Below are 26,328 nucleotides of genomic sequence, written 5' to 3' on the forward strand. Positions count from 1 at the left end.
AAAATAGCCGGAAATAAGAGAAGTTTACAGGAAACATATACGGTGTTTCTGCATTTTTCGGAAGGAAAACTGCATTTTATTGCCAATTATTTGAACTTCAGTATTTTGATTGTTCTATTGTCGTGTTTCCATCCTTTTTCTATTTCTGCATATTGTTCCAGTTCTTTGGTTGTGATCCCTCGTCCCGTATTCAGTCCCATCTTTTTATATACTTGTTTCAGCATACTTTTCACTTCCTGAACGGAAAGTTCCGAACCTATGGGAAAAGTACGTTGGATAGAGCTACGCATCTGCACGGATTGTTTAATCGTATGTTCACTGCTTACATTCAATGCAGCCCGCAATTTATTCTCGTTGTAATCTGATTCACGAATGAAATCTCCTCCAAATCGGCAAAAACAATCGTATATATACCTGTCATTGATCGTAGTAAGCAGATTTCCCAGCATACGTTGGTAGCGTTTTTGCACTTTCTTGTCAGTAGTGCGGCTCATCTTCTCCATTTCTTCCAGCTTGCGGACGATCAACTCTGCCCGTTTCTTTTTTGCCAAGCGATGCTGGATTGCCATACGTTCATTATCCGAAACCGGCATGAGACGTTCCTCATGAGAGAATATAAAATAATCGGTCTGTTGATAGGCACTGCAAAGCAGATCGGTGGACGTGTATAGTCGCTTCACTTGCTCTTTCTCATATAAATTTGCTATTAGAAACGGATCAGGTTTTCCATTCGCATCCAGATAGGGGAGATATGAATTTTCTCCGATAGCTTCCTGCAACAAAGTACGTTCACCAATATTGGAGGTTTGTGCCAGTTGAGTTTTCCATCCGTTGAAGATATGGGAAGCGCCTTGTATCCAACTATCAATCTCATTGGCTGACATACATTCCAGATCCGGCCGGATGGAAGCGATATGTGTCACGGTATTTACTCCCCCTCGGAATCGTCCGATGATTTGAATGGCTTCGGTAGTAGGATCGATAACCGATTGGGTTGCGCCATGCAAATCACTGATGAGAATCACATGTGGCGGGTTTTTACATAAGATATCCACCGCGGAGTAGAAACGTGAAGTGAAGAAGTTGTAACGTTCCAGTTCGGTAATCATCATTGATTTTTTGCGTCGGTTGCCTTTCCATAGTTTGTATTGTCCGTCTTCACTACAAAAAGTACAGGCATTGTTCAATTCGGGAATCAATCGATAGAAACTATCTATCGAATCGATACTGTTGCAGAAAATGCAGACCGTGCCGCGCTTCGCTTCAATCACCTCCTGCAAAGTTTCCAGAACATTGTTGGTGGTGATTAGTTTCAGCTTTTGCCGATATTCGTAATCCGGCTGAATCAGTACCCGCATGAAACTGTCGAAGCTATTGTCTTTTTCGGGTACGATGGGAGTAGCCGAAATCAATGCCTTATGCTGAAAATGGAAAAAATCATTCATCGGTTCGCGGATAGAATCACGATAATGCACGTCCTGCACTAGCTTTTCACATTCATCAAACAAGATGAAACATTCTGTATACATATCTATATCTACAGCCAGCATGGCTTCCTTGATTTTGGTGAAGCCTTCGGGAGTAGTCAACAGTTTGTAATGTTTGTCTTGGTTCTTCTCCAGAAAGTCTGTGATTTGCCGGACGCTGACTCCTTTATAGATAGCCAATGAGTTTTTGTGTACCTTTGCTTTAGACTCAATAACAGGCACGTTGGGCTCGATAATAATAGACTTTCGGAGTGCCGTCAATTCGCAGTGTGTAGCTCCCAATCCGGGAAGGAGTTTATTAATGATACAATTGGTCGGGATAAAGTCTTTGCCGGCACGTTTCAATGCATCCGCAAAGTATTCACCTTTTCGGATGGAATAAATTCTATCGTATTCCATGTTGTTTTAGTATTTTCGTTTGTTGTGTCTTTCCGGATTATATTTCTCAAATCCGGCTGCTGTTATCGCCTTTTTCAAACGTTTTTCAGCTTTGAATACAACATTCTTCACTTCTATGGATTCTGCCCGGTGGTTTTCACCTGGTTCTTTGTCTTCGCAGAAACTGCCATTCAGAGAAAAACTGCCGAAGTCATCCAGATTGAGAATATTTCCATCTTTCAGAATGGCCTCTATTCCCTCCAGTATCATACTTAGATTCCTGTATGCGTCGCCTTTGGTGATATTGTTTTTGTCAGCTAAGTATTCAACAAAAGCTTTGGTATCCAAAGTGTCCCATGATAATAGTTGTACCCGCACATTCGTTTCTTTGTCGCCGGTAAAAGTATCTGCAAAACGAGTGGTTTTATAAAGTATGCTCATAATTATAATTTCTTTTAGATGACTATTATATATTGCAGTTGAGTAAATCCAGAAATGGACTTGTGTAGCTGGGTGGTTGCACAAGTATAACTGAATAGTTGCTCAAGTGCAACAGATTAATTCATGCGGATGAATTTGCTAAAAGATAAGGGGGAATTATTAATATATGAAGTAGAACTAATTATATCTTCCTTATGAATTGGTAAAAACACCTAGTCGATTAAGACGATACAAAGGTAGACTATTTTTGTGAAGTAGACTATTCTTATTTGTATTATAATCCAGTATGCACAAATTAATTCTTACGCATATTATTGGGTTCGATATTTCGAAGGGGATAATGAACAACAAAATTATTCTGTATTTTTTCTTTGAAATTTTATAGATTTTGTTTCTAATAATCAATATATTTACAAAATCTTTTTAGTCTCTGTTTGTTTATTAAATAATAATAGAGATATGTTTATCACGTTTTTTATGATATCCATGAAGTTAAAGATATGGTTTAATTGAATTCATAATGCAAGCGGAATAGGCAAAGTAAAAAAATGCAGTAGTCATGAAGAAAGGAATATATTTATTCATGTTTATAGCTGTTTTAGGAGGATGTAAACAGCAACTCAATTTCGTGAAGGTTGCTAATAACATCTACATGAATCAAATTCAAGCGTTTGGTGATGCTATGCTGCTAAAAGGGCTACAAGCATATAGGGAAAAGTCGAATATATTAGAAAGGCTAAGATATTCGGCAGCTAATGATACTGTATTTGCTTTAGAAATGTTGGGCTTTCAAGGAGATTTGTATTTGACTTATTGGAATAAAGTAGATACAATCTCATATACAAATACGGAGGATAAACCTGGATATGTAAGCAATCTGTTATTTACAAAATATATGATGGGGCTAGTATCCCAATGGAACATTCTGAAGATAAAAGAAGAGGAAAAAGATAATTCTTCTTTAATTCCTAAGGAGCTTGTTTATGCAACGAGAATCATTATTCGAAAAAATACCTATAAAGTTGAATGTGTTAGATTTAATGATTTCTTTAATTTAGAAAGAGATTGTCATTATTAAAAGATTCTTAATTTTGATAGTTAATACCTGACTTCTTGGATATTAATAGTCAACATCTCAAGTATCAACATTCTACACGGTGAATATTAATACTTGAGATGCAGATTGTATTAATTTCCTTGTTCCATTGGGGGGGACATCAAAAGAATTAGTTATATCGTTGAAATAATAGTATTTTCCATTTTCAAAAGGAGTTTTGCTTATACCAATGTTGGATTCAGAACCGCTAGTTCTCTTTATACGAAGTCTGTCGTTACCAGCTATTGAGAGTTTGTCGAGGAACATATAATAAATATTGTCTACTTTGGATAACACAATATTATTGCTACTGTTTTCTCCATAACCATATTCGATTGATTTTGTATTATCTGTATCAAACATCAACATGAAAGAATTGTATTTTGCGGAAAGATTAACAGATGTGGTATTACTGTTTATGGCTATATTTTCTTTAAACGCTAGATAAACTGTGTCTAACTTCTGATAAAGATAACTATTATATATAGGTGAAGAGGTTCCTGTAACTTCGTATGTGCCTTCCATTAATTTAACACCTTCTTTTTTATTCCAATAACCTCTTATATAAGATGATTCTCCTGTTTTCAGATTTTTCAATGTCAATGCATAGCTTCTTGGAGTAAGTGTCTTGTTTTTTATATATTTATTATAAAAAGTAGTATATAATTCATTTCCTGTACTTTTTGTCATACTTCCACTTTCCCAAAAATAATAATCAAAAGTTACTATAATCTCTTGTGGGGTAGTCTGTTCAATAATCTCTTCTTGTTTGTCATTGCTACATCCAGCTATTACTAATGTAACTGCAATTAAAAATAAAAAATTCTTTATAAATATATGTCTTAAAAATTATATCGTCATTTTGTTACCAGTTTTGATAGAGGTACAACCCTCTGTCTTGTGCAGTTCTTAGGAATACTTTCTTCTCACTTGTACCTCTATAACTTTCATTTACAGATATCTTCTTATATGATGAATAGCATGCACCACCGTACTCGTTCATATCTGTAACCCATAATATATATTCTCCATTGGGCATGTTTTCTATATTAAACACACCGGATTGATATTTAGTAGCATATTTAGGTTTGGAAGATTTGCTGCCATCTGTGTAAGTGATTACTCCATCATCTGCTACAGATTCAGCACTTTTGGCATTATCAATACTCTTGTTTTCATTTGCGAAGATATAGACAAAAGCCTGTTTTGATATTTCTTCCTCATCATTTTCCCATTTGGTGTACACATTAACAAAGAAGGTTTGTTCGGTAGATTTATCATCTTTTGAACACGCTGTTGTCAATATTGGCAATATAGCCAATAGAAGTAGAATTTTTTTCATTATTATATGTTTAAAATTAGTTTTGTCTAAGTGTTTGTTTTTGAATTAGAAGTATAAGCCTGTTTGTTTCGCTGTATAACTATTTCTTGCGGCAAAGGTAATGATATATTTTGTAATCGGGTCATTATTGAAGAGAAATTGTACTAAATCTTTCATGTTTGCATAAGTAGTAGTTGTTTGTTGTGTATATATGTGCTACATGCAGGCTATGTATATGTTACACGCATGGTATATATGCGCTACATATTGGTTATATATCTCCTGCACATTGGTTATATATATCCAATACGCTGGAGATATATACACAACATGTTTATAATAAATAATGTATTTGAGCCTTTTGATATTTGTATTTTGAATATCTTCAAAAAAGTAAAGTAAAAAAATTGCTTGTATTCAAACTTATTAGTTCCTTTGTAAACAATAAACATACAAAAATAAATATGAAGAATTTACTGCTCTTAATGATTACTGCACTAATGTTTGCTGGATGTAGCAAAGATGAAGAAAAAGATGAGTTTTATGAAAAACAAATTACTGCAAATGAATTAGAATCTGGTACGGGAACATATGTAATGAACAAAGGCTCATATACATATTACTTAGTTTTTGAAAATGGGAAATTAGGGTACTATACATATAAAGGGGGGAAATTTACAAGTATTCACTCTGTTGATTATTCCATAAATAAGAATGATCTCAACCTTGTTAAACATCCATACATGGAAGAAGTTTTGGGAGGTGAAAGAGAATACTATACTCTTTATATAAGTTTTGTTCATTGGGGACATGAGAAAATGACAGATTATGGAACTGGAGGTGAGCAATTATTGATTAGAGGTGATAACTATCCTTATGAATTTGCGACAGGATATTATGATAAAAGTTCTATTTCTTTAAAATAATAAATCTAAAAACTTAAAGCTATAAGAAACTGTTGAGTATGAGAAAGATAATTCTTACTATAATTCTATTTTGTGGATTTGTTTTCACTTCTTGCGAATCGGAGCAGGTAAAAATGGGGAGAAGAGCAGTATATGATAAGATAAATTCTGTTTTATCATCAGGAAAGATTGAAAGTGAATCGCATTACGTCATTGAAAATGGAAACGTTTATTGGGAGGTAGAATATCATCATTGGTCTGGTCACCCAGGTACCCAAATTGCTTTTATGCATTTTATGTCTAATGGAAATTATGCTGTTGATATCACTAAACAAGAGTTTGAAAAGCAGACAGGCAAAAAGGCAAAGAAAGGGAAGTGAGTCTCCTTTTATGTAGTTATTATATCGATTTCGCCTGCCTTATTTGTTTTTACTTGTAGCTTACTTTCTTGTCCTTTGTGAGTAGGTTCTTATAAACGGAATAATCAACCTCGAAATATGTGTAGTCTATAAGCTCTGGTAGGGCTTTAGGATATAAAATGAATCGTACAACGTCCTGACCGTCAGAATCTGTGATACGTTTCAAAACTATAAAATTAATAGGTGGATAGTCTTTTTTCCATTCTTTGTTAGCATATTCTTCTCCGTATGCTCTTTTATTGGATTTATATAGTGTTTCTGTGGCAGAAAGAAGCGTTTCTCCTAAAGTTAAAAAGAATGGAAATGAGTATTCTGCGTGTCCTTTATACATACTATGGTAGAAGCGTGGTATAATTGAGAGTGTCTGATTGGTAGCAAGCGATGATAAATGGCTATAATCATCGTCGGTAAGTAATGCTGCCATTATTGTTCGTGAATACATCCATTCTTTTTTCAATGCAGGATAGCGCCAGAAATATCTATAAAAGTCCAAAAAAAGATAACGCTTATTATTATATTCTCCTATGAATATGTTGTTGAAATTTTCGATGGCTACTCCTTCGCCAAGATATACGCGTTTTGTGTTTTTGCGACTTTCCCAACGTCCCGTTTTACTGCTTTGTTGCCAATATAGGGCAGATTTTATTTCTTTAGATTTATAAGATAGCGCTGTAGGATCACTATTAGTTCTGCTTTGGGCATTGCCAACTAAAGAGACTATAGTAGCCATAAATAGAAGAAAAAATACTTTTTTCATGGAATTATTTATTTCAGAGTTATGGTGATGAGGCATAAACATAATTGTTTTTTTATTTTTCTAATACTTTATTTAGAATGAATTATTTCTTATTTTTTCAGTATCTTCTTTTTGTTTTTGTTCTTCTCTTTTTTCTTTGTCTGTCATGACATGCTTCTTTTGGGGGAACTTGCTATTGTCTATATATACATGGTAGTAGAATTTGACTTCACTGCTTAATTCTCCTAATACTATTGTTATCGTCTTATCTCCTATTTGGAATTTGGCGTATTCAAACTCTTCACCGGAATTAAACTCGGAGATATTAACTTTACTCTTCTTATATGAAGGTTCTCCATATTTTTCTGTGAAATTTTTGATAAATATATCACAATCACTCACTAGATCATTAATGCTATTTGCTGTTAGATAATGTGATTCTATATATATTCTGGTTAATTCATTTTCTTGAAATTTGGCCCAGATTTCGGAAGATTCATTTAACCCAAAAGCTTTTCTGAAATTTCGTTCGTCATTGAAGTTCATTGATATGCGATTACTATCAGGAAATTTATCTCCACCCTTAAATGTTTCAGTAGCTAATGCTTCTCTCATGCTCATCCCAAATTTAACATCTCCCCATGCAATTAGGGCAAGCGAGTCGTTTCTTACTTTCTTTAAAGAGTCTTGTATTTCTTGATTCCTTATTTCTGCTGCTGTGAGCTGTGGATTTGATTCTTGAGATACTACTTGTTCTTTTGGCTTTTGGTTACAACCAATTGTTAGTAATATTGTTAAAAGCAATAATGATACTTTTTTCATGGAATTATTTATTTTATAGTTATGCATTCAATAAGATGTTGAAAGGCTATTTCAATATTTGATAATAAAATTGTTTGTTCTATTGGCTTGACAATCAAATTGCTTTCAGTGACAAAGGTAATGATATATTTAATATGTTGGCATTGTGAAGAGAAAAAGATGCTTAATCTTTTATGTTCGTGGAGTAATGGCTATTTGTTGTGTATATATGTACAATATGGTGACTATATAGAGAGTATTGGTTATATATACTATACTTGAAGTTAATAATATATTTGAGGTTTTTGATATTTGTTTTTTGGGTGTGTTCAGAAAAGGAAAGTGAAATCTTTGATTGTGTTGATATTTATTAGTTCCTTTACAAAATATAAACATAAAAAAGACGGAAATGAAGGGTTTACAGTTTTATACTAAATAGAAAAAAGTATATTTCTGATTATAAAACGAGATATGTTTTCGAGTATTAAAATTGGAACTGCATAGCTATGATGTGACAGATAATCAGTATGTGATTAAAAACGATTTTTGAATGAAAATTATGGATGGAGAAGATATTTGGAGACAAGTGATTCAGTTTGTTGAGGAAGAACGGTGGGGTGGTGAATTTACTCGTGAGACTGATCTTGCAAGAGATTTGAAACTTCAGGGAGATGATGCTTATGAATTTATCTCTTTGTTTAGTCGGATATTTAATGTAAATGTTGAAAAGTTTGTTTTTGAAGAGTATTTTTATCCTGAAGGGGATTGGATACTTCCTAAATTATTAGATTTAATTTTGGGACGAAAGGAAAAAGTCAAAAAAAGAATAACACTTGGAGATTTGGAAAGAGCTGTGAAAGAAGGAAAACTGGTCTGATTTCTGAAAAATAAGAATAAGTATGAAAACGTCAATGAAGAACAAAAGGTAGTATGAATAGTCGTGAAAACTTATAAGATTATCTGATATGAGATTTTAATTGTGACAGGATGTTGCGGTTAAAATCAGGAGATAAGCCGCAAATTTTGCGGCTTATTCTGCACTTGAATGATTAATCTCCGATAAAAATTCTATTTTTGCATATTCATAAATCAAGAGAAGAATATGTTGAAAATATTAGTAACCTACGCCGTCCAAGGCGAATTTGTAGAGATTAAATGGCCGGATGTAGAACCTTATTACATTCGTACAGGTATTGGAAAAGTAAAATCAGCTTTTCATCTGGCAGAAGCAATCTGCCAGGTACAACCAGACTTAGTACTCAATATCGGAAGTGCCGGAACAGTCAACCATCAAGTAGGAGATATCTTTGTCTGCCGCAAGTTCGTAGACCGTGATATGCAGAAAATGAAAGAGTTCGGATTGGAGTGTGAGATTGATTCATCGGCCTTGCTCGAAGAAAAAGGTTATTGCGAGCACTGGACAGAAGAAGGAATCTGTAACACGGGAGATGGCTTTCTTACAGAATTGACTCACGTTAGCGGAGATGTCGTAGACATGGAAGCCTATGCACAGGCATTCGTTTGCCGTTCAAAAGAAATTCCGTTTATTTCCGTGAAATATGTGACTGACATTATTGGTCATAACTCCGTGAAACATTGGGAAGATAAACTTGCCGATGCACGACAGGGACTATCGCATTACTTTAATGTCTTGAAAGAAAGAATATGATAAGTGACCCCTGCGGCAATCAGTCCCAGGAGAATCTTTACCCATATCAAAGGAATCAGGAAGAAAATGCAGTAAAGCATAGTTCCCCACATCAACACGAGCGAGATTACTTTGGCTCGGAGAGGGATCGCCTTGTTTTCGCGGTAATTGCGGATATAAGGACCGAAGTGCCGATGATTGAGCAGCCAGTTATATAATCGGGGGGACCCTTTGAAATAAAGGGCGGCGGTGAGTAACAGAAAAGGGGTAGTAGGCAGTAGCGGCAGAAAGATGCCGAGAATGCCGAGTGCAAGAGAGATACTACCTAAAACAATATACAGAGTTTTCATGCGGCAAAGATAGTGCAAAAAAAGGGAAAAAATAACACTCTTTGCTGGATGAAAACTCTATTTTGTATTACCTTTGCCGTTGCATCGAGGTGACATTAGATGCGTGTAACTATTAAAATACATACACCCATGTTTACAGTAATCAAACGCATGGAGATCTCGGCTTCTCATAAGCTGGTACTCCCGTATCGCAGTAAATGCGCCAGTTTACACGGTCACAACTGGATTATCACCGTCTATTGCCGTTCCATGCGGCTCAACTCCGAAGGAATGGTGGTAGATTTCACCCGTATCAAAGAAGTGGTCATGGAAAAACTCGACCATCAAAATCTGAATGAAGTACTTCCGTTCAATCCCACAGCAGAGAATATCGCCCGGTGGGTGTGCAAACAGCTTCCTCAATGCTATAAGGTAGAGGTGCAGGAATCGGAAGGAAACATAGTCATCTATGAGAAAGATTCCGCCAGCGCAGAGGGACAAGAGTAGCAAATTAAACAAGTATGACGATGAGAAAGATTAATGAAATCTTTTACAGTTTGCAGGGCGAAGGTTACCACACCGGAACTCCGGCCATCTTCGTGCGTTTCTCCGGCTGCAACCTGAAATGTGACTTTTGCGACACACAACACGAAGAAGGAACAATGATGACTGATGAAGAAATTATCACCAAAGTGAAAAAATATCCTGCCGTTACCGTTGTCCTCACAGGTGGCGAACCTTCCTTATGGATAGACGACCAATTGATCGACCTTTTGCACCAGGCCGGTAAATATGTGACCATCGAAACCAACGGTACACACCCCTTACCGGCATCTATCGACTGGGTGACCTGCTCACCCAAACAAGGGGCAAAACTGGCAATCGACCGGATGAATGAAGTGAAAGTTGTCTATGAAGGACAAGATATAAGTATTTTTGAACTACTTCCTGCCGAACATTTTTTCCTCCAGCCTTGTTCTTGTAATAACACTGCTTTGACAGTGGACTGTGTAATGCGACATCCCAAATGGAGACTCAGCCTGCAAACACACAAATTAATCGACATCCGTTGAGCAAAATAGACGGGTGGTACGGAAGAATCTTAAATTATTACATAATATAGTTATGAAAGTAGGTTTGTTTATTCCTTGTTATATCAATGCCATATATCCCAATGTGGGAGTGGCATCGTATAAACTGTTGAAAAGTTTGGGAGTAGACGTCGATTATCCGTTGGATCAAACCTGTTGCGGACAACCGATGGCAAATGCCGGTTTTGAAGATGAATCGATGAAGTTGGCGCTCCGTTTTGGCGATTTATTCCGGGAGTACGATTACATAGTCGGTCCTTCCGCCAGTTGTGTGGCTTTTGTGAAAGAGAATCATCCGGGCATCTTAGAGAAAGAAGGACATGTTTGTCAGACTGCGGGAAAGATTTGTGATATTTGTGAATTTATTCACGATGTATTGAAACCTTCCAAGATTCCTGCACGCTTTCCTCATAAGGTCAGCATCCATAATAGCTGTCATGGGGTGCGCGAACTGTTTATTTCCGCTCCCTCCGAGATGAATATTCCTTATTACAATAAATTGCGTGATTTGCTCGATCTGGTTGAAGGAATCGAAGTTTTCGAACCCAGCCATATTGACGAGTGTTGCGGCTTTGGCGGAATGTTTGCCGTGGAAGAGCAGGCAGTCTCCGTCTGCATGGGGCGTGATAAGGTGAAAGACCACATGGCCACCGGAGCCGAATATATTGTCGGAGCGGACAGTTCCTGCCTGATGCACATGCAAGGTGTTATCAAACGGGAGCATCTGCCTATTCAGATTATCCATATTGTAGAAATTCTAGCGTCGCAATCATGAGTACAAAACATTCAAAGGCTGCCGAGAAGTTCTTGCAGGACAGCAAGATGGCAGCATGGCATAATGAAACCCTTTGGATGGTCCGTGCCAAAAGGGATAAGATGAGCAAGGAAGTTCCCGAATGGGAAGAGTTGCGCAACAGGGCTTGCGAACTGAAACTATATTCCAACAGCCACCTCGAAGAACTTCTGCTGGAGTTCGAGAAGAACGCTACTGCCAACGGCGCCATTGTGCATTGGGCAAAAGATGCCGATGAATACTGCGCCATTGTCTATGAGATATTGAATGAACATAATGTGCACCATTTCATCAAGAGCAAATCCATGCTCGCCGAAGAGTGCGGATTGAATCCTTTCCTGATGGAGCGGGGCATTGATGTTGTAGAGTCCGATCTGGGCGAACGCATCCTGCAACTGATGCATCTCGAACCAAGTCACATCGTACTGCCTGCCATCCACATCAAGCGGGAGCAGGTAGGCGAACTTTTCGAAAAGGAGATGGGAACCGAGGAAGGAAACTTCGATCCTACCTACCTGACTCATGCGGCACGTAAGAACCTGCGACCTCTCTTCCTGAATGCCGAAGCTGCTATGACAGGTGCCAACTTTGCCGTAGCTTCAACCGGCGACATCGTAGTCTGCACGAATGAGGGAAACGCCGATATGGGTACTTCCTACCCGAAGCTGAACATCGCCGCTTTCGGTATGGAAAAGATTGTTCCGGATTTGGATGCACTGGGCGTATTCACCCGATTGCTTGCCCGTTCGGCTACCGGACAACCGGTGACCACCTACACTTCCCATTACCGCCGTCCCCGCGAAGGCGGTGAATATCATATTATCATCGTAGATAACGGCCGGAGTACATTGCTTTCTAAGCCCGATCATATCAAGACACTGAATTGCATCCGTTGTGGTGCGTGTATGAATACCTGTCCGGTATATCGCCGAAGTGGGGGATACTCTTATACCTATTTTATTCCCGGACCTATCGGTATCAATCTGGGCATGGCTCACGATCCGGAGAAATATTATGATAATCTTTCTGCCTGCTCCCTGTGTATGTCCTGCTCTGATGTTTGTCCGGTGCAAGTTGATTTGGCCGAACAGATTTACAAGTGGCGTCAGGATTTGGACGGACTGGGAAAAGCCAATACAGGAAAGAAGATTATGTCCGGCGGCATGAAGTTCCTGATGGAACGTCCGGCATTGTTCAATGCTGCTTTGTGGGCGGCTCCGGTAGTGAACGGTCTGCCTCGTTTTATGAAATACAACGATCTCGACGATTGGGGAAAAGGGCGTGAACTGCCGGAATTTGCCAAAGAGTCGTTCAATGAAATGTGGAAGAAGAACAAAGTACAGGGAAAGGAGGAATCCAAATGAGCAGCAGAGAAGAGATATTAGCCAGTATTCGCAAGAATACGCAAACTCGTTATGATAAACCGGATATTGCGGATATGGAGCGATTGTCGTATCCTGACAAGATAGAACAATTTTGTGCAATCAGTCGTGCAGTGGGTGGCACAGCAGTGGTATTGGGCGAAGGAGAAGATGTGAATGCGGTAATACGCCGGACTTATCCGGATGCTATGCGCATTGCTTCCGTCTTACCGGATATTTCCTGCGCGACATTCAATCCCGACAATCTGGATGATCCGAAAGAGTTGGATGGCACCGATGTAGCCGTAGTGAAAGGAGAAATAGGAGTTGCCGAGAACGGAGCCATTTGGATACCGCAGACGGTGAAATATAAAGCTATTTATTTTATCTCGGAAAAGCTGGTTATCCTGCTCGACCGGAATAAAATCGTGAATACCATGTATGATGCTTATCGGGAGCTGGATGGACAGGAATATCAATTCGGAACATTCATCTCCGGTCCTTCGAAGACTGCCGACATTGAACAGGCATTGGTGATGGGAGCACATGGGGCACGGGACGTATTAGTGATATTAATCTAGTGTTTCAAAACAGAGGCTCTATTGGTAGGAAGTAGAGCCTCTGTTCGGTATAAACAGAACTTCTGTTTATTGTAAATAGAGCCTCTGTTCCGGTTCGTTCATAGAAGAGTAGTCAAATGTTTAAATTTAAATGATATGTATGCCAATAAAGTAAAGAAAATAGCCGCCGTTCATGACCTTTCGGGAATGGGACGCGTATCTCTCACTGTCGTTATTCCTATTCTTTCATCTATGGGCTTTCAGGTTTGTCCGCTTCCTACAGCTGTATTATCCAACCATACGCAATATCCCGGTTTCTCCTTCCTCGACCTGACGGATGAAATGCCAAAGATTATTGCCCAGTGGAAGAAACTGGAGGTACAGTTTGACGCTATCTACACCGGATATCTGGGCTCTCCGAAACAGATTCAGATTGTTTCTGATTTTATCAAAGACTTTCGTCAGCCGGATAGCCTGATAGTTGCCGATCCGGTGTTGGGAGATAACGGCCGGCTGTACACTAACTTTGATATGGAGATGGTGAAAGAAATGCGCCATCTGATAACCAAAGCAGATGTGATTACTCCCAATCTGACGGAGTTATTTTATTTATTGGATGAACCCTATAAAGCAGACAACACGGATGAAGAGCTGAAAGAATATCTTCGCCTTTTGTCCGATAAAGGTCCGCAAGTGGTTATCATAACCAGTGTCCCCGTGCATGATGAACCCCATAAAACGTCTGTCTATGCTTATAACCGTCAGGGAAACCGCTACTGGAAAGTGACCTGTCCTTATCTGCCTGCACATTATCCCGGTACGGGAGATACTTTTACAAGTGTCATAACCGGCTCTTTGATGCAGGGAGACAGCTTGCCGATGGCATTAGACCGTGCCACTCAATTTATCCTGCAAGGAATCCGTGCCACTTTCGGGTATGAATATGACAATCGGGAGGGGATTCTGTTGGAGAAAGTACTTCACAATCTGGATATGCCGATACAGATGGCCAGTTATGAATTGATTTAATCTTTTACATCCACAAATTTTTGAGTTCCAGATATTTCCTTTACTTTTACCGCTGCTAAAGTAATCTGAAATAATTATATCTAATGACTCAAACACTGAAAACATCCGAACGTCTTGGAGTAGTGGATGCTCTGCGCGGATTTGCCCTTTTGGCAATTGTATTATTACATAATCTGGAGCATTATAATCTGTTTTTTATACCGGAGAATATGCCTGCATGGTTGCAAACGATTGATAAATATGCGTGGGATACCATGTTTTTCTTATTCGCCGGAAAGGCTTACGCTACTTTCTCATTGTTGTTTGGCTTTAGTTTTTACATTCAGTTTCACAATGCGGAGAAGCGTGGCATAGACTTCCGCGGACGATTTGCCTGGCGGTTGTGTTTGCTTTTCCTGTTTGCGCAGTTGCACGCTTTATTCTATAACGGGGATATTCTTTTACTCTATGCCGTAGTAGGCTTTGCATTGATACCGGTTTGCAAGCTAAAAGATAAAACGGTTTTCTGGATTGCCCTGATTCTGCTTCTTCAGCCTTATGAGTGGGGACGTGCCGTTTATGCAATGATAAATCCTGATTATGTGGCAGTGACCGGTCATTGCGTGCCTTATGCCATACGTGCGCAGGAGGCGACGCTCAACGGCAACTTCCTTGAAGTATTGCGGTCTAACATTATCGACGGACAATTATACAGTAACATCTGGCAAGTAGAAAATGGTCGTTTGTTTCAGACGGCTGCTTTATTCATGTTCGGAATGTTGCTCGGACGCCGGAAATATTTAATAAAGAGTGAAGAATCCGTGTGTTTCTGGAAGAAGATGCTGATAGGCGCTATCCTTGCGTTCATTCCTCTCTATTGCCTGAAAACCTTTGTACCGGATTTACTCACTAATCCTTCCATACAAGTTCCTTATAACATAGCAGTTCCGTCTTATGCCAATTTTGCCTTTATGATTATTCTGGTTTCTATCTTCACCCTGCTTTGGTTTAAGAAAGAGAAAGGGTATAGCTGGCAAAGTTTGCTGATTCCTTACGGTCGTATGAGTCTGACGAACTACATATCCCAGTCAATTATGGGAGTTACCATCTATTATGGATTCGGATTAGCGATGTACAAATATGCCGGAGCAACGGCAAGTCTGCTTATTGCATTGCTCATCTTTACCGTTCAGTTGATATTCAGTCGTTGGTGGCTTGCCCGCCATAAACAGGGACCACTCGAATTCTTATGGCGTAAAGGAACTTGGATTTAGAGACTTTGTCCTATTCGAATTTGACGGTTATTTCCACTGATTTATTGCCATAAATCCAGTCCGGACCTTCCTGAATCAGGCGGATGGCTTCCTTGTCGGAAGATTCGCAGAGGCTCTCTTTTACTTTGATGTAGAAGGGACGCCCTTCCTTGTTAACCAGGAAAGTTAATACCACTTTCCCTTTCACTTGTGCGCATTTCTCATCCGTCGGACGAACCAGATTCTCCTTCAGGTACTTCTGATATTTGCGTTTACCAATCACGGGTTGCGGAGTAATATCTTTGTCTGCCTGCTCCTTAGCCGTCACGACAGTTGTCGACTTCTTATTTTTATTTGTTCCGTATCCCACTACCACCACTTCGTTAAGCGTTTGTTTGTTTTCGTTCATGGCAATAAGCATTGTCTGGCTGGTATCTACCGGAATTTCTACCGGATCGTATCCGATGAACTGCGCTGTCAACTGTTTTTTACCTTCCTTTTTAACCAGCGAAAACTCTCCGTTCATATTCGTAATGGTTCCGATATTTGTCCCTTTATATGCCACACTGGCCCCGATGATCGGTTCTCCTTTTTCATCGGTCACTTTTCCCTGAATAATGTTACTGTTGGGGGGAGTCACCACTTTAGCCATTCTCATTTTCTTGTCGGAAACAGACTCGGAAGTATCCATTGTTGCTGCTACCTCTTGTAATTCAGCAGTCTGCTCCAAGGCTTCCTCCATCATCGGTTCTATTACTGCGGATGCGCTCATCTCTTTCTTGTCCGCTCGCGGGGTTACAGGAGCTGCCGGAGTCGCCGGATTTGTAGGAGTTGCCGGCGTTGTAGTTTCAGGCAACTTTGCAGGAACAGACTCTTCAGCGATAAACACTTCATCTGTCATGCTCTTTTTCAGGAACAGGAAATAACTGCTGATACCGAATCCGATCACCAGACACGCAGCGATGCTCCAGGTGATGGCATAAGTGTTCTTTTTCTTTGCCGAATGAGCAGAAACCTGCATCCGCAGTTTCTCGATCCGTTGTTCGTGATTTCCCTCCACCTGGTTGTATCCATCCATAGCATCGGCCAGGAAAGGGTCTTGCATCGACTCTTTTTCCAGCCGGTGTGCCTCTTTTCCTTTGCGGAGTCCTCGTATGTAGTCCAATAGTTTCATAGGGCTTGTTTCTTAATACAAATTTTTAAGTTTCGCTTTCCGTTTTGGATATAGCTTTTCACATTGTTCAGAGTAAATCCGGTCTGTTCCACAATGTCGGCATACGACATTTCCTCTAAAAAGAAACGCGTAATGCTGGTCCGTTGTTCTTCGGGCAACTTTTCGAGACAGTGATGTAATGCCTTTAGTTGTTCCTCTGAACTTTCCTCCTCACTTAATAGATGCAGAAATTCGTCGGATTCCATAACATTAACGGTATAATCTAACGTAATTTCTTTATTTTCCTTTCGTAAAAGTTGCAAGCAATGATTCTTTGCCACCCGGTAGAGCCATGGCTTGAACACTTTTATCTCATAATTTCCCAGTTTAGGCAATAAATCTTCAAACAACTGCATCACCGCCTCTTGTGCCCGGTCTTCATCATGCAGATATTTCAGGCAAAGTCCGTATAGTAACGGGATATATCGGTTATATAATTCACCGAAATATTCCGTATCACCGGACTTCGTGTAATGTATTAGTAATTCCTCGTCCGATAGTTTTGATATTTTTCTTTTGAAAAACAACATCTATTCCTCTTCTTCGTCAATAATGACTTGATATTTTTCTTTCATTGCTTCAAAATCACCTGTAATCTGGTCTAATATTTCATGCGTATCCGTACTCTTTACCAATGCGGGCATACCGTAATAGATAGATGCTTTATATGGCAACAATATCATTTTTCCTTTGGGCAGAGAACGTCCCATACCGGTCATGAATACGGGAATATATTTCACTTCGGGTCGCAGAGACAGGATGCGGGCTATGCCGGATTTAATTTTTCCCATCTGTTCCGGCTTTCCTCTGGTTCCTTCCGGAAAAAGAATCAGTGAATATCCGGCGTCGATGGCTTCAAGCATCTTACGGATCGGATCATGCTCCGAATCTTTTTCTCCTTTTCTTCTGATTAGCAGTGTGTTGATGAAAAAGTTGCTGATGGAAGCCTGAAAGCGGGTTTTCCCGAAATAATCTTCTGCTGCTACGGGTTTGACTTTCCATAAAAGTCCTCCGGGCAGGGAAGATAACAAGCTTAGGGTGTCCAGATGGCTGTTGTGGTTGGCAAGGATGATGAATTGCTTTTCCTTTTTGAGGAACTGGCAATCGGTAAACTGAACTCCTACAACCAATTTCAGAAACCATTGGAATACACCTTTATATATAATCTGCATAGCAGCAGCTTGCATGAATCTTTTTTCCATTCCTTCCGTTTAATATGCAATGTAATAAACTAAATGAAAAAATACAGGAGCCGTGTAGGCCAGAGAATCTATCCGGTCGAATACTCCTCCATGACCGGGAATACTGTTCCCCATGTCCTTAATTCCTTTATCTCTCTTGATGGCGGAGATGACTACGTCTCCCGAGAATCCGGCAATCGCAACGAGAGCACTTACCAGGATAACGTTGGGAGCGGAGAGGGGAGTCAGGAAACCGAGGAAGTAACCAATGACGGTAGTACTGATTACACCGCCCAGAAATCCTTCCCACGTTTTGTTCGGACTTACTTTCGGGAGTATCTTATGTCGTCCGAGAAGTTTGCCCCAGATAAATTGCATAACATCGTTGATTTCCGTAAGGAATACAAGGAATAATAGCAGACCTCGTCCTCCTGCATTGAATCCCGGAAGTTCAGGAAGCGACAGGAGATAAGCGAGGTGGCTGATACCGAATACTGAAAGCATCAAAATCCACTGCAACAGAGCCATCGACTTGGTAATTCCGTGGGTGTCTCCCTTTAAAACAAGTCGTAAGGGCAATACGAGAAACATAACTACCGGAATGAAGATGATGAATGCTCCATACCAGGCAAGGTAAGCAAGGTAATATTGAATGGGAATGGCCAATATCCCCCAAAACAATGCTCCGCGATCTGCCTCTCTGAATCCCAACACCGAATACAGTTCTCTGAAAGCGATGAAAGAGAGAAAGGCAAGGAAGAAGTAAGAAATGTTATAGCTGATAAATACAGCGCCGATAAACATGCCCGCCATGATCCACCATGAACGTGTGCGGGCGGAGAGTTCGCTGATATTTGTTTTTGGAGAGATTTTCTTTACGAGAAAAAGAATAAGGCTTGCCGTAACAAGCAGTCCGATGATGAGCGAAATGACGATAATCAGTTCATCGCTTAGCGTAGGAAATATGATATCCAGTAGTTCTTTCATTTTATTTCATTGTTTGTTGTGTGTGACATGAGGTACAGACGGTGTATCAGTGTTGCGACAAGGCCGACGTTGATTATTATCAGAGCTATGAGACATACCATCCGGTCGTATCCTGCGTGAATGGTGCAGGTGGCTACTACAAAGGCAAGCGTGAGCAATGCCATGCGGTGTTGCTTGGCCATCGGACCGTTAAAGAAATGCTGGTGCGTTTTGTAGGCTCCTATCCAGCGGAAATAAGCTGTCATAACGGCAAGAAGGGCCGCTAGCCATCCCAGTTCAATACCGAATCCACCTGCTATATATCCGATGGGAATGATGAACAAAGCATCAGCAAAGCGGTCGGGCATATCATTGTAGAGATCTCCGTTGGCACTTTTCTTCCCTCCTTCAATAGCTACCATCCCATCGAACAGGTTGCAGAGTAACCGCGACTGCATGCAAACGATGAACAGAATGTAGGCTACATACTTGTTAAAACCGGGATCAATGACTGTGCCGATCAACAGAAGGCACCCCACCATAGCGAAGAATACGCTCATCATGGAAATTTGATTGGGAGTGACACCCCAACGAGTTAGTTTGCGGGCAATAATAGTAGCCCAGGCCGTGTTTCGTGAGGCTATTTCCCGCCTTCCGTCGACTTCATTTTTCATATTTATAATATGTTTATGATCGGCAAATATACACATCATCTTAAGAGTTGCAAAGGAATGAGTGAGAATTTTGAAATGACTCTTTTTTCTGCCGGATAAAAAAAAGTTCAGGCAATTTATGGAATCTGTGTGAAATGTGCATCTCTATAATAAAAGCGAACTAATAGTAACATTTTAAAATAAGAAGTTATGAAAACAAATCAATTCAGAGCGATGATGCTCGTGCTGCTAATGGCGGTTATTTCTTTAGGTAGGATGAATGCGCAAGTTATTACTGTGTCGGGTACGGTGACGGATGCAAAGGATGGAAATCCGCTTGTAGGTTGTTCGGTACAGATCAAGGGTACTTCGAAGGGTGCAATAACGAATATGAAGGGCCAGTACACCATTCAGGCCAAGAAGGGGGAGACGTTGTTGTTCCAGTATATCGGGTATAAGCAAGAGAGAAGGGTGGTGAAATCGGCTACGCTGGATGTGAAGATGAAAGCTGATGATGTGGTATTGGAAGAATGTGTAGTGGTAGGATACGGGCATGAGCTAAAGGCTACTAAATCGGTGTCTGCTGCTTATATGGCGGTATGTCCGACACCGGGAATCATGTATGATGCTGTAAATGCGGAAGAATACGGGCAGATTCAGGAGAATGGATTTAAGAGTGTGTCGGATGCTCCGCTTTCTACTTTCTCTATTGATGTAGATGCTGCTTCTTATAGTAATATGCGTCGTTTTATCAATAAAGGGGAATTGCCTCCTGTAGATGCTATCCGTACGGAAGAATTAGTGAACTACTTTTCCTATGATTATCCGAAACCGACAGGAAGTGATCCTGTGAAAATCACGATGGAAGCCGGAGCATGTCCCTGGAATGCGAATCACCGTCTTGTGCGTATCGGCTTGAAAGCTAAAGAAATTCCGACGGATAATTTGCCTGCATCTAACCTGGTGTTTCTGATTGACGTCTCCGGCTCTATGTGGGGAGCCAACCGGTTGGATTTGGTGAAATCATCTCTCAAATTGTTAGTAAACAACTTACGGGATAAAGATAAAGTAGCTATCGTGACTTATGCAGGCAGTGCCGGTGTGAAACTGGAGGCCACTCCGGGTAGTGACAAACAGAAGATTCGTGAAGCGATAGATGAATTAACGGCAGGTGGTTCTACGGCAGGTGGTACGGGTATCCTGTTGGCGTATAAAATAGCCAAGAAGAATTTTATCTCTAATGGCAACAACCGTATCATACTTTGCTCTGACGGTGATTTTAATGTGGGCGTTTCTTCCGCCGAAGGATTGGAACAATTGATTGAAAAAGAACGTAAGAGTGGAGTGTTCCTTACCGTATTAGGTTATGGCATGGGTAATTATAAAGATAAAAAGATTCAGGTGTTGGCAGAAAAGGGAAACGGTAATCATGCTTATATAGATAACTTGCAGGAAGCCAACCGTGTTTTAGTAGGCGAATTCGGTGCTACATTGCATACGGTGGCGAAAGACGTCAAACTGCAAGTGGAATTTAATCCTTCCCAAGTGCAGGCGTATCGTTTGATTGGTTACGAAAGCCGTCTGTTGAAAGACGAAGACTTTAATAATGATGCTAAAGATGCCGGAGATATGGGTGCGGGACATACGGTAACTGCTTTTTACGAAGTGATTCCTACAGGTGCAAAGAATGAATATGTGGGTAAAATAGACGATCTGAAATATCAGAAGAAAGAGAAAGTGACGGTGAAACCGACAGGCTCTAATGATCTCCTGACTGTGAAACTGCGTTATAAAGCTCCGGATAAAGATGTCAGCAAGAAAATGGAACTTCCTTTCGTTGATAATAAAGGCAATAATGTTTCTTCCGATTTCCGCTTTGCTTCTGCAGTGGCTATGTTCGGACAGTTGCTTCGGGACTCTGACTTCAAAGGAAATGCCAGTTACGATAAAGTGATTAATCTGGCCAAACAGGGACTGAATAATGATGATAAAGGATATAGAAGAGAATTCATCCGTTTGGTTGAGGCTGCCAAAGGATTGGAAAGAACGAATAAGAATTAGGAAATCGGACAGGAGTCATTGTGAGTGTACGCTATATGACTATGCGTAAGATTCACAGATATGAATGAGCGTAGAATTCCAGATGGATAATCGTAGAAAATGATAGTGACGGTATATGTTCGGGATAGTGACGCTATCGCTGTTGTATACCGTCACTATCTTTGTCGGATAGCGTCACTATCATTTATTTCGTCCGAATTTCGTCCGACCTGAAACGAAAAATAGCCGTAAACTTATTGTTTACAGCTATTTAACTCTGCACGGGAGGAGAGGCTCGAACTCCCGACACCCGGTTTTGGAGACCGGTGCTCTACCAACTGAGCTACTCCCGTGTTTGCGGCTGCAAAGGTAGTAGAAACTTCTGAATCTCCAAACATTCGGGTAAATAAGTTTTGAATTATTTTAATTTTTCCCACTCATCGGGCTTAAAACCGACCAGAACGAAGCTGTCTGTCACTACCAATGGGCGTTTCACCAATTTACCGTTGGTTGCCAATAGTGCTATCTGTTCTTCCTCACTCATTGCAGGTAGCTTCTCGCTTAGTTTCAGCTCTTTATATACTAATCCGCTCGTGTTGAAGAATTTCTTCACCGGCAGACCGCTGCGCGGAATCCATGCCTTTAATTCTTCCACCGTAGGATTTTCTTCTACGATTAAGCGGTTGGTAAACTCAATGTTATTTTCTGTTAACCATTTCTTGGCTTTTTGGCATGTGCTGCATGCCGGGTACTGCAAAAATAATGTTGCCATATTCATTTATAATTTAATACTTGATATTTAATACTTAATACTTGAACTTCACTTCAATATCTGTAAATCCTGAAACATAATCCGGTAAGCGGCTGCTTTCTTATCCAATGCTAATGGATACGCCCTTGATGATGAGGGCATCCGGTATAGTCGCAAGGCACGACCTTCGAAAACAAATTCGGAGTAATCACCTACTTTGGGTTCTTCTATGTCGAATTGCTGTCGGAGAGTGTCCGTTGCTTTTTGGCCCGTAGTGACGATTGCTTTGCATTCGGGAAGCTGCCGCAGTAATGCTGCAACATCGGTGGCTTCCACTACTTCAAGAAACTTGTCCGATGCATTATCCTGCAATCGGCGAATGGATGAAGCCGTATCGAATAGGGCAATCCCCTTTTCGTTCAAAAAGTCTATGATTTGCTCGCGGCAGAACGATTTTAGTGTCGAATTTAGAAAGTGATTCTTATCATTAAAGAATAAAATTCCATATATACGCCACATGTCGTTATTTAGGTTCGGGTAGTAAAACTCCATAGACCAACGTTTTTTCTGTGGCGGAAAACTTCCCAGCATCAGAAGCTTTGATTTCGCTGGGAGAAATGGTTCTAACGGATGTGTTTCGATTTCCATAATTCCTTTCATTTTAATTTCGTACAAAAATAGTGATAATGTTTATTTCCTTCAAAATCAATGAGAAAAAATGCTAGATTTAAAATAATTAGTTATTTTTGCGGCGTGATGAACAAACAATATTTTATTATATCATTGAGAAAAGAAGTTTTTGTGAGTTGCTTCTTAATGGGCCTATTTTTCCTGGAGGGAGGAAATTGTTATGCTTCGGAGCAACAAGTGTTAAGAGGGACGATAGAAGTTCCTTCTGATAATAATACCGTGAGAGGGCGTGTTATTGATATCTATGGTGAACCACTGATCGGTGCTACAATACGCGAGAAGGGGGGAACTAATGGTACTGTGACCGATATTGATGGAAAATTCTTTTTGTCTGTACCGGATAGTGCTGTCTTACAAGTTTCTTTTGTAGGTTACAAGACTGTAGAAGTCAATGTGACAGGTCGGAATGTGCTTGAAATACGTCTTCAGGAAGATGCGGTGATGCTTGAACATGTCATCGTAACAGCCTTGGGACTTGAAAAGGATGAAGCTACATTGGCTTATTCTGTGCAAAAAATCAAGGGAGAAGAACTGAACCGTGTCAAAGAAGTAAATATGATTGCTGCCCTGGCAGGAAAAGCTGCCGGTGTGCAAATCAACAAAAACTCTTCCGGTATGGGCGGTTCTGCAAAAGTCAGTCTCCGGGGAATCCGTTCTGTATCCGGTGATAATCAACCGCTTTATGTAATAGATGGAGTGCCGATGTCGAACACCTCTTCCGAACAGGCTTATTCGGCTATTGGTGGTACGGCGAATGCGGGGAATCGTGACGGAGGAGACGGAATCTCTAACCTGAATCCGGAAGATGTGGAAAGCATCAGTATCCTGAAAGGTGCTCCTGCTGCGGCTTTATATGGTAGCATGGCTGCTAACGGAGTGATTCTTATTACGACTAAAAAAGGAAACTCTGCCGGGCAAAGGAATATAAATTTCTCTACGGGACTCACTTTCGAGAAAGCATTCAGTATGCCTAAAATGCAGAATCGTTATGGTGTCAGTGATGTGGTAGACAGTTGGGGCGAGAAAGAGAATCTGATGGCTTATGATAATCTGAATGACTTCTTCCGTACCGGATTGACATCGATGACTTCCGTATCTATCAGTTATGGAAATGAAAACCTGCAAACTTATTTCTCTTATGCCAATACTACCGGAAAGGGGATAATCGACAAGAATAAACTGAAAAAGCATAATATAAACTTGCGTGAGACGGCTACTATGTTCGACAAACGTCTGAAACTGGACGGTAGTGTGAATGTCATGAAACAAACCGTCGAGAATAAGCCGGTATCGGGAGGTTTCTATATGAATCCATTGGTAGGGCTCTACCGTTTCCCTCGTGGAGAGGATTTGTCTTATTATAAAGATCATTTTGAAACCTATGACGAAGAACGGAAACTGGGTGTGCAGAACTGGCATACGTTTACCGAAGACTTCGAACAGAATCCATATTGGATAACGAACCGCATACAAAGTAAAGAAACACGTACGCGCGTTATCCTTTCTCTTTCAGCAAACTTTAAGGTAAATGACTGGCTGACGATTCAAGCCCGTGGAAACATGGATTACTGGGCGGACAAGTTACGCCAGAAATTCTATGCGTCTACCGCCACCGCCCTGTGTGGAGCGAACGGACGATATATTGAGATGGATTATCAGGAAACGCAGATGTATGGTGATGTCATGGCGATGGTGAAGAAAACCTGGGGCGATTTTACGTTGGATGCGGCGATTGGTGGTAGTATAAATGATAAAGTCGTTAATTCTACCCGATATGATTCGAAAAATGCATCTCTGAAGTTTGCTAATGTGTTTAATATAGCCAATATCGTTATGAACAGCTCTGCCAGTATTGACCAGCGAATAGATCAACGCCGTCAGTTGCAATCTATATTCGGTACGGCACAGATCGGTTATAAGGAAAAACTATTTCTTGATTTGACGGCCCGTAATGACTGGGCGTCAACCTTGTCATATACCAAACATGAAAAATCCGGATTCGCTTATCCTTCTGTAGGGCTTTCCATGCTGCTTGATAAATGGGTGAAGTTACCCGAGTGGGTTTCTTTCGCTAAATTGCGTGGCGCTTATAGTAAAGTAGGGAATGATATTCCTCCATTTATCACTAATTCCTTTTCGCATATCAATGCCGGTGGCGAGATACAGGCGAATGATGCCGCACCTTTTAAGGATATGGAGCCGGAAATGACTCATGCCATCGAATTTGGAACTGAATGGCGATTCTTTCAACACCGTTTAGGGGTTAATCTGACTTATTATCGTACCAATACTTATAATCAATTCTTCAAACTTCCCGCACTTGCAGGCGATAAGTATGCTTACCGATATGTAAATGCCGGGAATATCCAGAACCGAGGATGGGAATTGACACTGAATGGAACTCCCGTATTAACTCCTGATTTCAACTGGAAAACTTCTGTAAACTTCTCTACCAATAAGAATAAGATAGTGAAGTTGCACGAAGATCTGAAAGAAATGATTTACGGGCCTACCAGTTTTTCTTCCAGCTATGCCATGAAGCTTATTAAAGGCGGTTCTATCGGTGATATTTATGGTAAGGCTTTTGTGCGTGATGATGCAGGCAATATCGTCTACGAAACAGAGGGTGATAATAAAGGACTTCCATTGGTGGAGGGCGATGGGAATACGGTGAAAGTAGGCAATGCCAACCCTGTCTTTATGATGGGATGGGACCATACATTCTCTTACAAAGGCTTCACCATTTATTTTCTGCTTGATTGGCGTTACGGAGGCGAAGTTCTTTCGCAGACGCAGGCGGAAATGGATCTTTATGGAGTATCTGAAATAACGGCCGATGCGCGTGACAGGGGATATGTAATGCTCGACGGTCAGCGTATAGACAATGTGAAAGGATTCTATAAAATAGTAGGCGGGCGTGCCGGGGTGACGGAATATTATATGTATGATGCTACGAATTTACGGTTGCGTGAAGTATCATTGAGCTATAATTTCTCCAAGAAGTGGATACAGAAAACGAAGGTACTGAAAGATGTTCAGCTTTCGTTTGTAGCTCGCAATCTATGTTTCTTGTATAAGAAAGCTCCTTTTGATCCGGATCTGGTACTTTCTACCGGAAATGATAATCAAGGAATTGAAGTGTTCGGAATGCCTACGACCCGTAGTCTGGGCTTTACTCTGAAATGTGAATTTTAAAGGCAAGAGAGA

Annotated in this window: 28 protein-coding genes and 1 tRNA gene; 14 read left to right on the forward strand and 15 right to left on the reverse strand. The window is 40.5% G+C overall.

Annotated features, from left to right (window positions below; all coding sequences use genetic code 11):
• Positions 1 to 86: 86 nt before the first annotated feature.
• Together NQ505_RS12190 and NQ505_RS12195 are read right to left on the reverse strand one after the other, a co-directional pair.
• Positions 87 to 1,886: a hypothetical protein gene (locus tag NQ505_RS12190; RefSeq protein ID WP_009000621.1), complete on the reverse strand. Its 1,800-nt coding sequence runs from the start codon at positions 1,884 to 1,886 to the stop codon at positions 87 to 89.
• A 6-nt stretch (positions 1,887 to 1,892) separates the two neighbouring features.
• Positions 1,893 to 2,306, reverse strand: coding sequence for an HU family DNA-binding protein (locus NQ505_RS12195; RefSeq protein ID WP_009000622.1), 414 nt, complete (start codon positions 2,304 to 2,306; stop codon positions 1,893 to 1,895).
• Positions 2,307 to 2,865: 559 nt separating this feature from the next.
• On the opposite strand from NQ505_RS12195, the gene NQ505_RS12200 reads away from it, so the two are divergent.
• Positions 2,866 to 3,384 (forward strand): hypothetical protein, encoded by a 519-nt coding sequence (locus NQ505_RS12200; RefSeq protein ID WP_009000623.1) that lies wholly within the window; start codon positions 2,866 to 2,868, stop codon positions 3,382 to 3,384.
• A gap of 72 nt (positions 3,385 to 3,456) precedes the next feature.
• Here NQ505_RS12200 and NQ505_RS12205 read toward each other — a convergent pair whose 3' ends face one another.
• Together NQ505_RS12205 and NQ505_RS12210 are read right to left on the reverse strand one after the other, a co-directional pair.
• Positions 3,457 to 4,092, reverse strand: a complete 636-nt coding sequence (locus tag NQ505_RS12205) for a hypothetical protein (protein ID WP_009000624.1) — start codon at positions 4,090 to 4,092, stop codon at positions 3,457 to 3,459.
• A gap of 175 nt (positions 4,093 to 4,267) precedes the next feature.
• Positions 4,268 to 4,744 (reverse strand): hypothetical protein, encoded by a 477-nt coding sequence (locus NQ505_RS12210; RefSeq protein ID WP_009000625.1) that lies wholly within the window; start codon positions 4,742 to 4,744, stop codon positions 4,268 to 4,270.
• Positions 4,745 to 5,187: 443 nt separating this feature from the next.
• Between NQ505_RS12210 and NQ505_RS12215 the strand changes: the two genes are divergently transcribed.
• Positions 5,188 to 5,649, forward strand: coding sequence for a hypothetical protein (locus NQ505_RS12215; RefSeq protein WP_009000626.1), 462 nt, complete (start codon positions 5,188 to 5,190; stop codon positions 5,647 to 5,649).
• 38 nt (positions 5,650 to 5,687) lie between these two features.
• Positions 5,688 to 6,008, forward strand: coding sequence for a hypothetical protein (locus NQ505_RS12220; RefSeq protein WP_009000627.1), 321 nt, complete (start codon positions 5,688 to 5,690; stop codon positions 6,006 to 6,008).
• Between the two features lie 49 nt (positions 6,009 to 6,057).
• Here NQ505_RS12220 and NQ505_RS12225 read toward each other — a convergent pair whose 3' ends face one another.
• Together NQ505_RS12225 and NQ505_RS12230 are read right to left on the reverse strand one after the other, a co-directional pair.
• A complete protein-coding gene (locus tag NQ505_RS12225; protein ID WP_099147429.1) occupies positions 6,058 to 6,804 on the reverse strand; it encodes a hypothetical protein in 747 nt (248 codons plus the stop codon).
• Positions 6,805 to 6,876: 72 nt separating this feature from the next.
• Positions 6,877 to 7,605, reverse strand: coding sequence for a hypothetical protein (locus tag NQ505_RS12230; protein ID WP_009000629.1), 729 nt, complete (start codon positions 7,603 to 7,605; stop codon positions 6,877 to 6,879).
• Between the two features lie 529 nt (positions 7,606 to 8,134).
• On the opposite strand from NQ505_RS12230, the gene NQ505_RS12235 reads away from it, so the two are divergent.
• Together NQ505_RS12235 and NQ505_RS12240 are read left to right on the forward strand one after the other, a co-directional pair.
• Positions 8,135 to 8,461, forward strand: coding sequence for a DUF1493 family protein (locus NQ505_RS12235; RefSeq protein ID WP_004301936.1), 327 nt, complete (start codon positions 8,135 to 8,137; stop codon positions 8,459 to 8,461).
• A gap of 225 nt (positions 8,462 to 8,686) precedes the next feature.
• Positions 8,687 to 9,253, forward strand: a complete 567-nt coding sequence (locus NQ505_RS12240) for an MTA/SAH nucleosidase (RefSeq protein ID WP_004301937.1) — start codon at positions 8,687 to 8,689, stop codon at positions 9,251 to 9,253.
• On the opposite strand, the gene NQ505_RS12245 is transcribed toward NQ505_RS12240, so the two are convergent.
• The gene (locus tag NQ505_RS12245) at positions 9,223 to 9,582 is read right to left on the reverse strand and encodes a YbaN family protein (RefSeq protein ID WP_004301938.1); all 360 of its coding nucleotides are present in this window, start codon (positions 9,580 to 9,582) and stop codon (positions 9,223 to 9,225) included. The two genes, NQ505_RS12240 and NQ505_RS12245, sit on opposite strands and share 31 nt — an antisense overlap.
• A 129-nt stretch (positions 9,583 to 9,711) precedes the next feature.
• On the opposite strand from NQ505_RS12245, the gene NQ505_RS12250 reads away from it, so the two are divergent.
• The 7 genes from NQ505_RS12250 to NQ505_RS12280 all read left to right on the forward strand — a co-directional run bounded on the left by NQ505_RS12250 (position 9,712) and on the right by NQ505_RS12280 (position 15,648).
• The gene (locus NQ505_RS12250) at positions 9,712 to 10,068 is read left to right on the forward strand and encodes a 6-pyruvoyl trahydropterin synthase family protein (RefSeq protein ID WP_009000630.1); all 357 of its coding nucleotides are present in this window, start codon (positions 9,712 to 9,714) and stop codon (positions 10,066 to 10,068) included.
• Between the two features lie 20 nt (positions 10,069 to 10,088).
• Positions 10,089 to 10,634 (forward strand): 7-carboxy-7-deazaguanine synthase QueE, encoded by a 546-nt coding sequence (locus tag NQ505_RS12255; protein WP_009000631.1) that lies wholly within the window; start codon positions 10,089 to 10,091, stop codon positions 10,632 to 10,634.
• A 52-nt stretch (positions 10,635 to 10,686) separates the two neighbouring features.
• On the forward strand, positions 10,687 to 11,427 hold the full coding sequence (locus NQ505_RS12260) for a (Fe-S)-binding protein (RefSeq protein WP_004301941.1): 741 nt from the start codon (positions 10,687 to 10,689) through the stop codon (positions 11,425 to 11,427).
• Complete coding sequence (locus tag NQ505_RS12265; RefSeq protein WP_004301942.1) at positions 11,424 to 12,809, forward strand: lactate utilization protein B; 1,386 nt, start codon at positions 11,424 to 11,426, stop codon at positions 12,807 to 12,809. The genes NQ505_RS12260 and NQ505_RS12265 overlap by 4 nt, the downstream gene beginning before the upstream one ends.
• A complete protein-coding gene (locus tag NQ505_RS12270) occupies positions 12,806 to 13,387 on the forward strand; it encodes a lactate utilization protein C (protein ID WP_004301943.1) in 582 nt (193 codons plus the stop codon). The genes NQ505_RS12265 and NQ505_RS12270 overlap by 4 nt, the downstream gene beginning before the upstream one ends.
• Positions 13,388 to 13,522: 135 nt before the next feature.
• Positions 13,523 to 14,395: a pyridoxamine kinase gene (locus NQ505_RS12275; RefSeq protein ID WP_004301944.1), complete on the forward strand. Its 873-nt coding sequence runs from the start codon at positions 13,523 to 13,525 to the stop codon at positions 14,393 to 14,395.
• Between the two features lie 83 nt (positions 14,396 to 14,478).
• On the forward strand, positions 14,479 to 15,648 hold the full coding sequence (locus tag NQ505_RS12280; protein ID WP_009000632.1) for a DUF418 domain-containing protein: 1,170 nt from the start codon (positions 14,479 to 14,481) through the stop codon (positions 15,646 to 15,648).
• A 10-nt stretch (positions 15,649 to 15,658) separates the two neighbouring features.
• On the opposite strand, the gene NQ505_RS12285 is transcribed toward NQ505_RS12280, so the two are convergent.
• From NQ505_RS12285 to NQ505_RS12305, 5 genes are read right to left on the reverse strand one after another with little or no spacing between them, the layout of a single operon-like run.
• Entirely contained in the window at positions 15,659 to 16,801 is a 1,143-nt protein-coding gene (locus tag NQ505_RS12285; RefSeq protein ID WP_004301946.1) for a carboxypeptidase-like regulatory domain-containing protein, read from the reverse strand.
• Positions 16,798 to 17,370, reverse strand: coding sequence for an RNA polymerase sigma factor (locus tag NQ505_RS12290; protein WP_004301947.1), 573 nt, complete (start codon positions 17,368 to 17,370; stop codon positions 16,798 to 16,800). Before NQ505_RS12290 ends, NQ505_RS12285 begins: the two co-directional genes overlap by 4 nt.
• Positions 17,371 to 18,027, reverse strand: coding sequence for a lysophospholipid acyltransferase family protein (locus NQ505_RS12295; RefSeq protein ID WP_004320683.1), 657 nt, complete (start codon positions 18,025 to 18,027; stop codon positions 17,371 to 17,373).
• Positions 18,028 to 18,051: 24 nt separating this feature from the next.
• Positions 18,052 to 19,008: a phosphatidate cytidylyltransferase gene (locus NQ505_RS12300; protein ID WP_004301949.1), complete on the reverse strand. Its 957-nt coding sequence runs from the start codon at positions 19,006 to 19,008 to the stop codon at positions 18,052 to 18,054.
• On the reverse strand, positions 19,005 to 19,661 hold the full coding sequence (locus NQ505_RS12305; RefSeq protein ID WP_004308290.1) for a CDP-alcohol phosphatidyltransferase family protein: 657 nt from the start codon (positions 19,659 to 19,661) through the stop codon (positions 19,005 to 19,007). The genes NQ505_RS12300 and NQ505_RS12305 overlap by 4 nt, the downstream gene beginning before the upstream one ends.
• A gap of 189 nt (positions 19,662 to 19,850) precedes the next feature.
• Here NQ505_RS12305 and NQ505_RS12310 point away from each other — a divergent pair, with 189 nt between their 5' ends.
• Positions 19,851 to 21,701 (forward strand): vWA domain-containing protein, encoded by a 1,851-nt coding sequence (locus NQ505_RS12310; RefSeq protein ID WP_009000633.1) that lies wholly within the window; start codon positions 19,851 to 19,853, stop codon positions 21,699 to 21,701.
• Between the two features lie 259 nt (positions 21,702 to 21,960).
• Here NQ505_RS12310 and NQ505_RS12315 read toward each other — a convergent pair.
• The 3 genes from NQ505_RS12315 to NQ505_RS12325 form a co-directional block, all read right to left on the reverse strand.
• Positions 21,961 to 22,033, reverse strand: a tRNA-Trp gene (locus NQ505_RS12315).
• A gap of 65 nt (positions 22,034 to 22,098) precedes the next feature.
• Positions 22,099 to 22,452, reverse strand: a complete 354-nt coding sequence (locus NQ505_RS12320; RefSeq protein ID WP_004308288.1) for an arsenate reductase family protein — start codon at positions 22,450 to 22,452, stop codon at positions 22,099 to 22,101.
• A 48-nt stretch (positions 22,453 to 22,500) separates the two neighbouring features.
• Positions 22,501 to 23,079: a uracil-DNA glycosylase family protein gene (locus tag NQ505_RS12325; RefSeq protein WP_009000634.1), complete on the reverse strand. Its 579-nt coding sequence runs from the start codon at positions 23,077 to 23,079 to the stop codon at positions 22,501 to 22,503.
• Between the two features lie 108 nt (positions 23,080 to 23,187).
• On the opposite strand from NQ505_RS12325, the gene NQ505_RS12330 reads away from it, so the two are divergent.
• Positions 23,188 to 26,316: a SusC/RagA family TonB-linked outer membrane protein gene (locus tag NQ505_RS12330; RefSeq protein ID WP_032853833.1), complete on the forward strand. Its 3,129-nt coding sequence runs from the start codon at positions 23,188 to 23,190 to the stop codon at positions 26,314 to 26,316.
• The last annotated feature ends 12 nt before the right edge of the window (positions 26,317 to 26,328 follow it).

It is taken from the genome of Bacteroides sp. D2 (assembly GCF_025147085.1).
Lineage (GTDB): Bacteria > Bacteroidota > Bacteroidia > Bacteroidales > Bacteroidaceae > Bacteroides.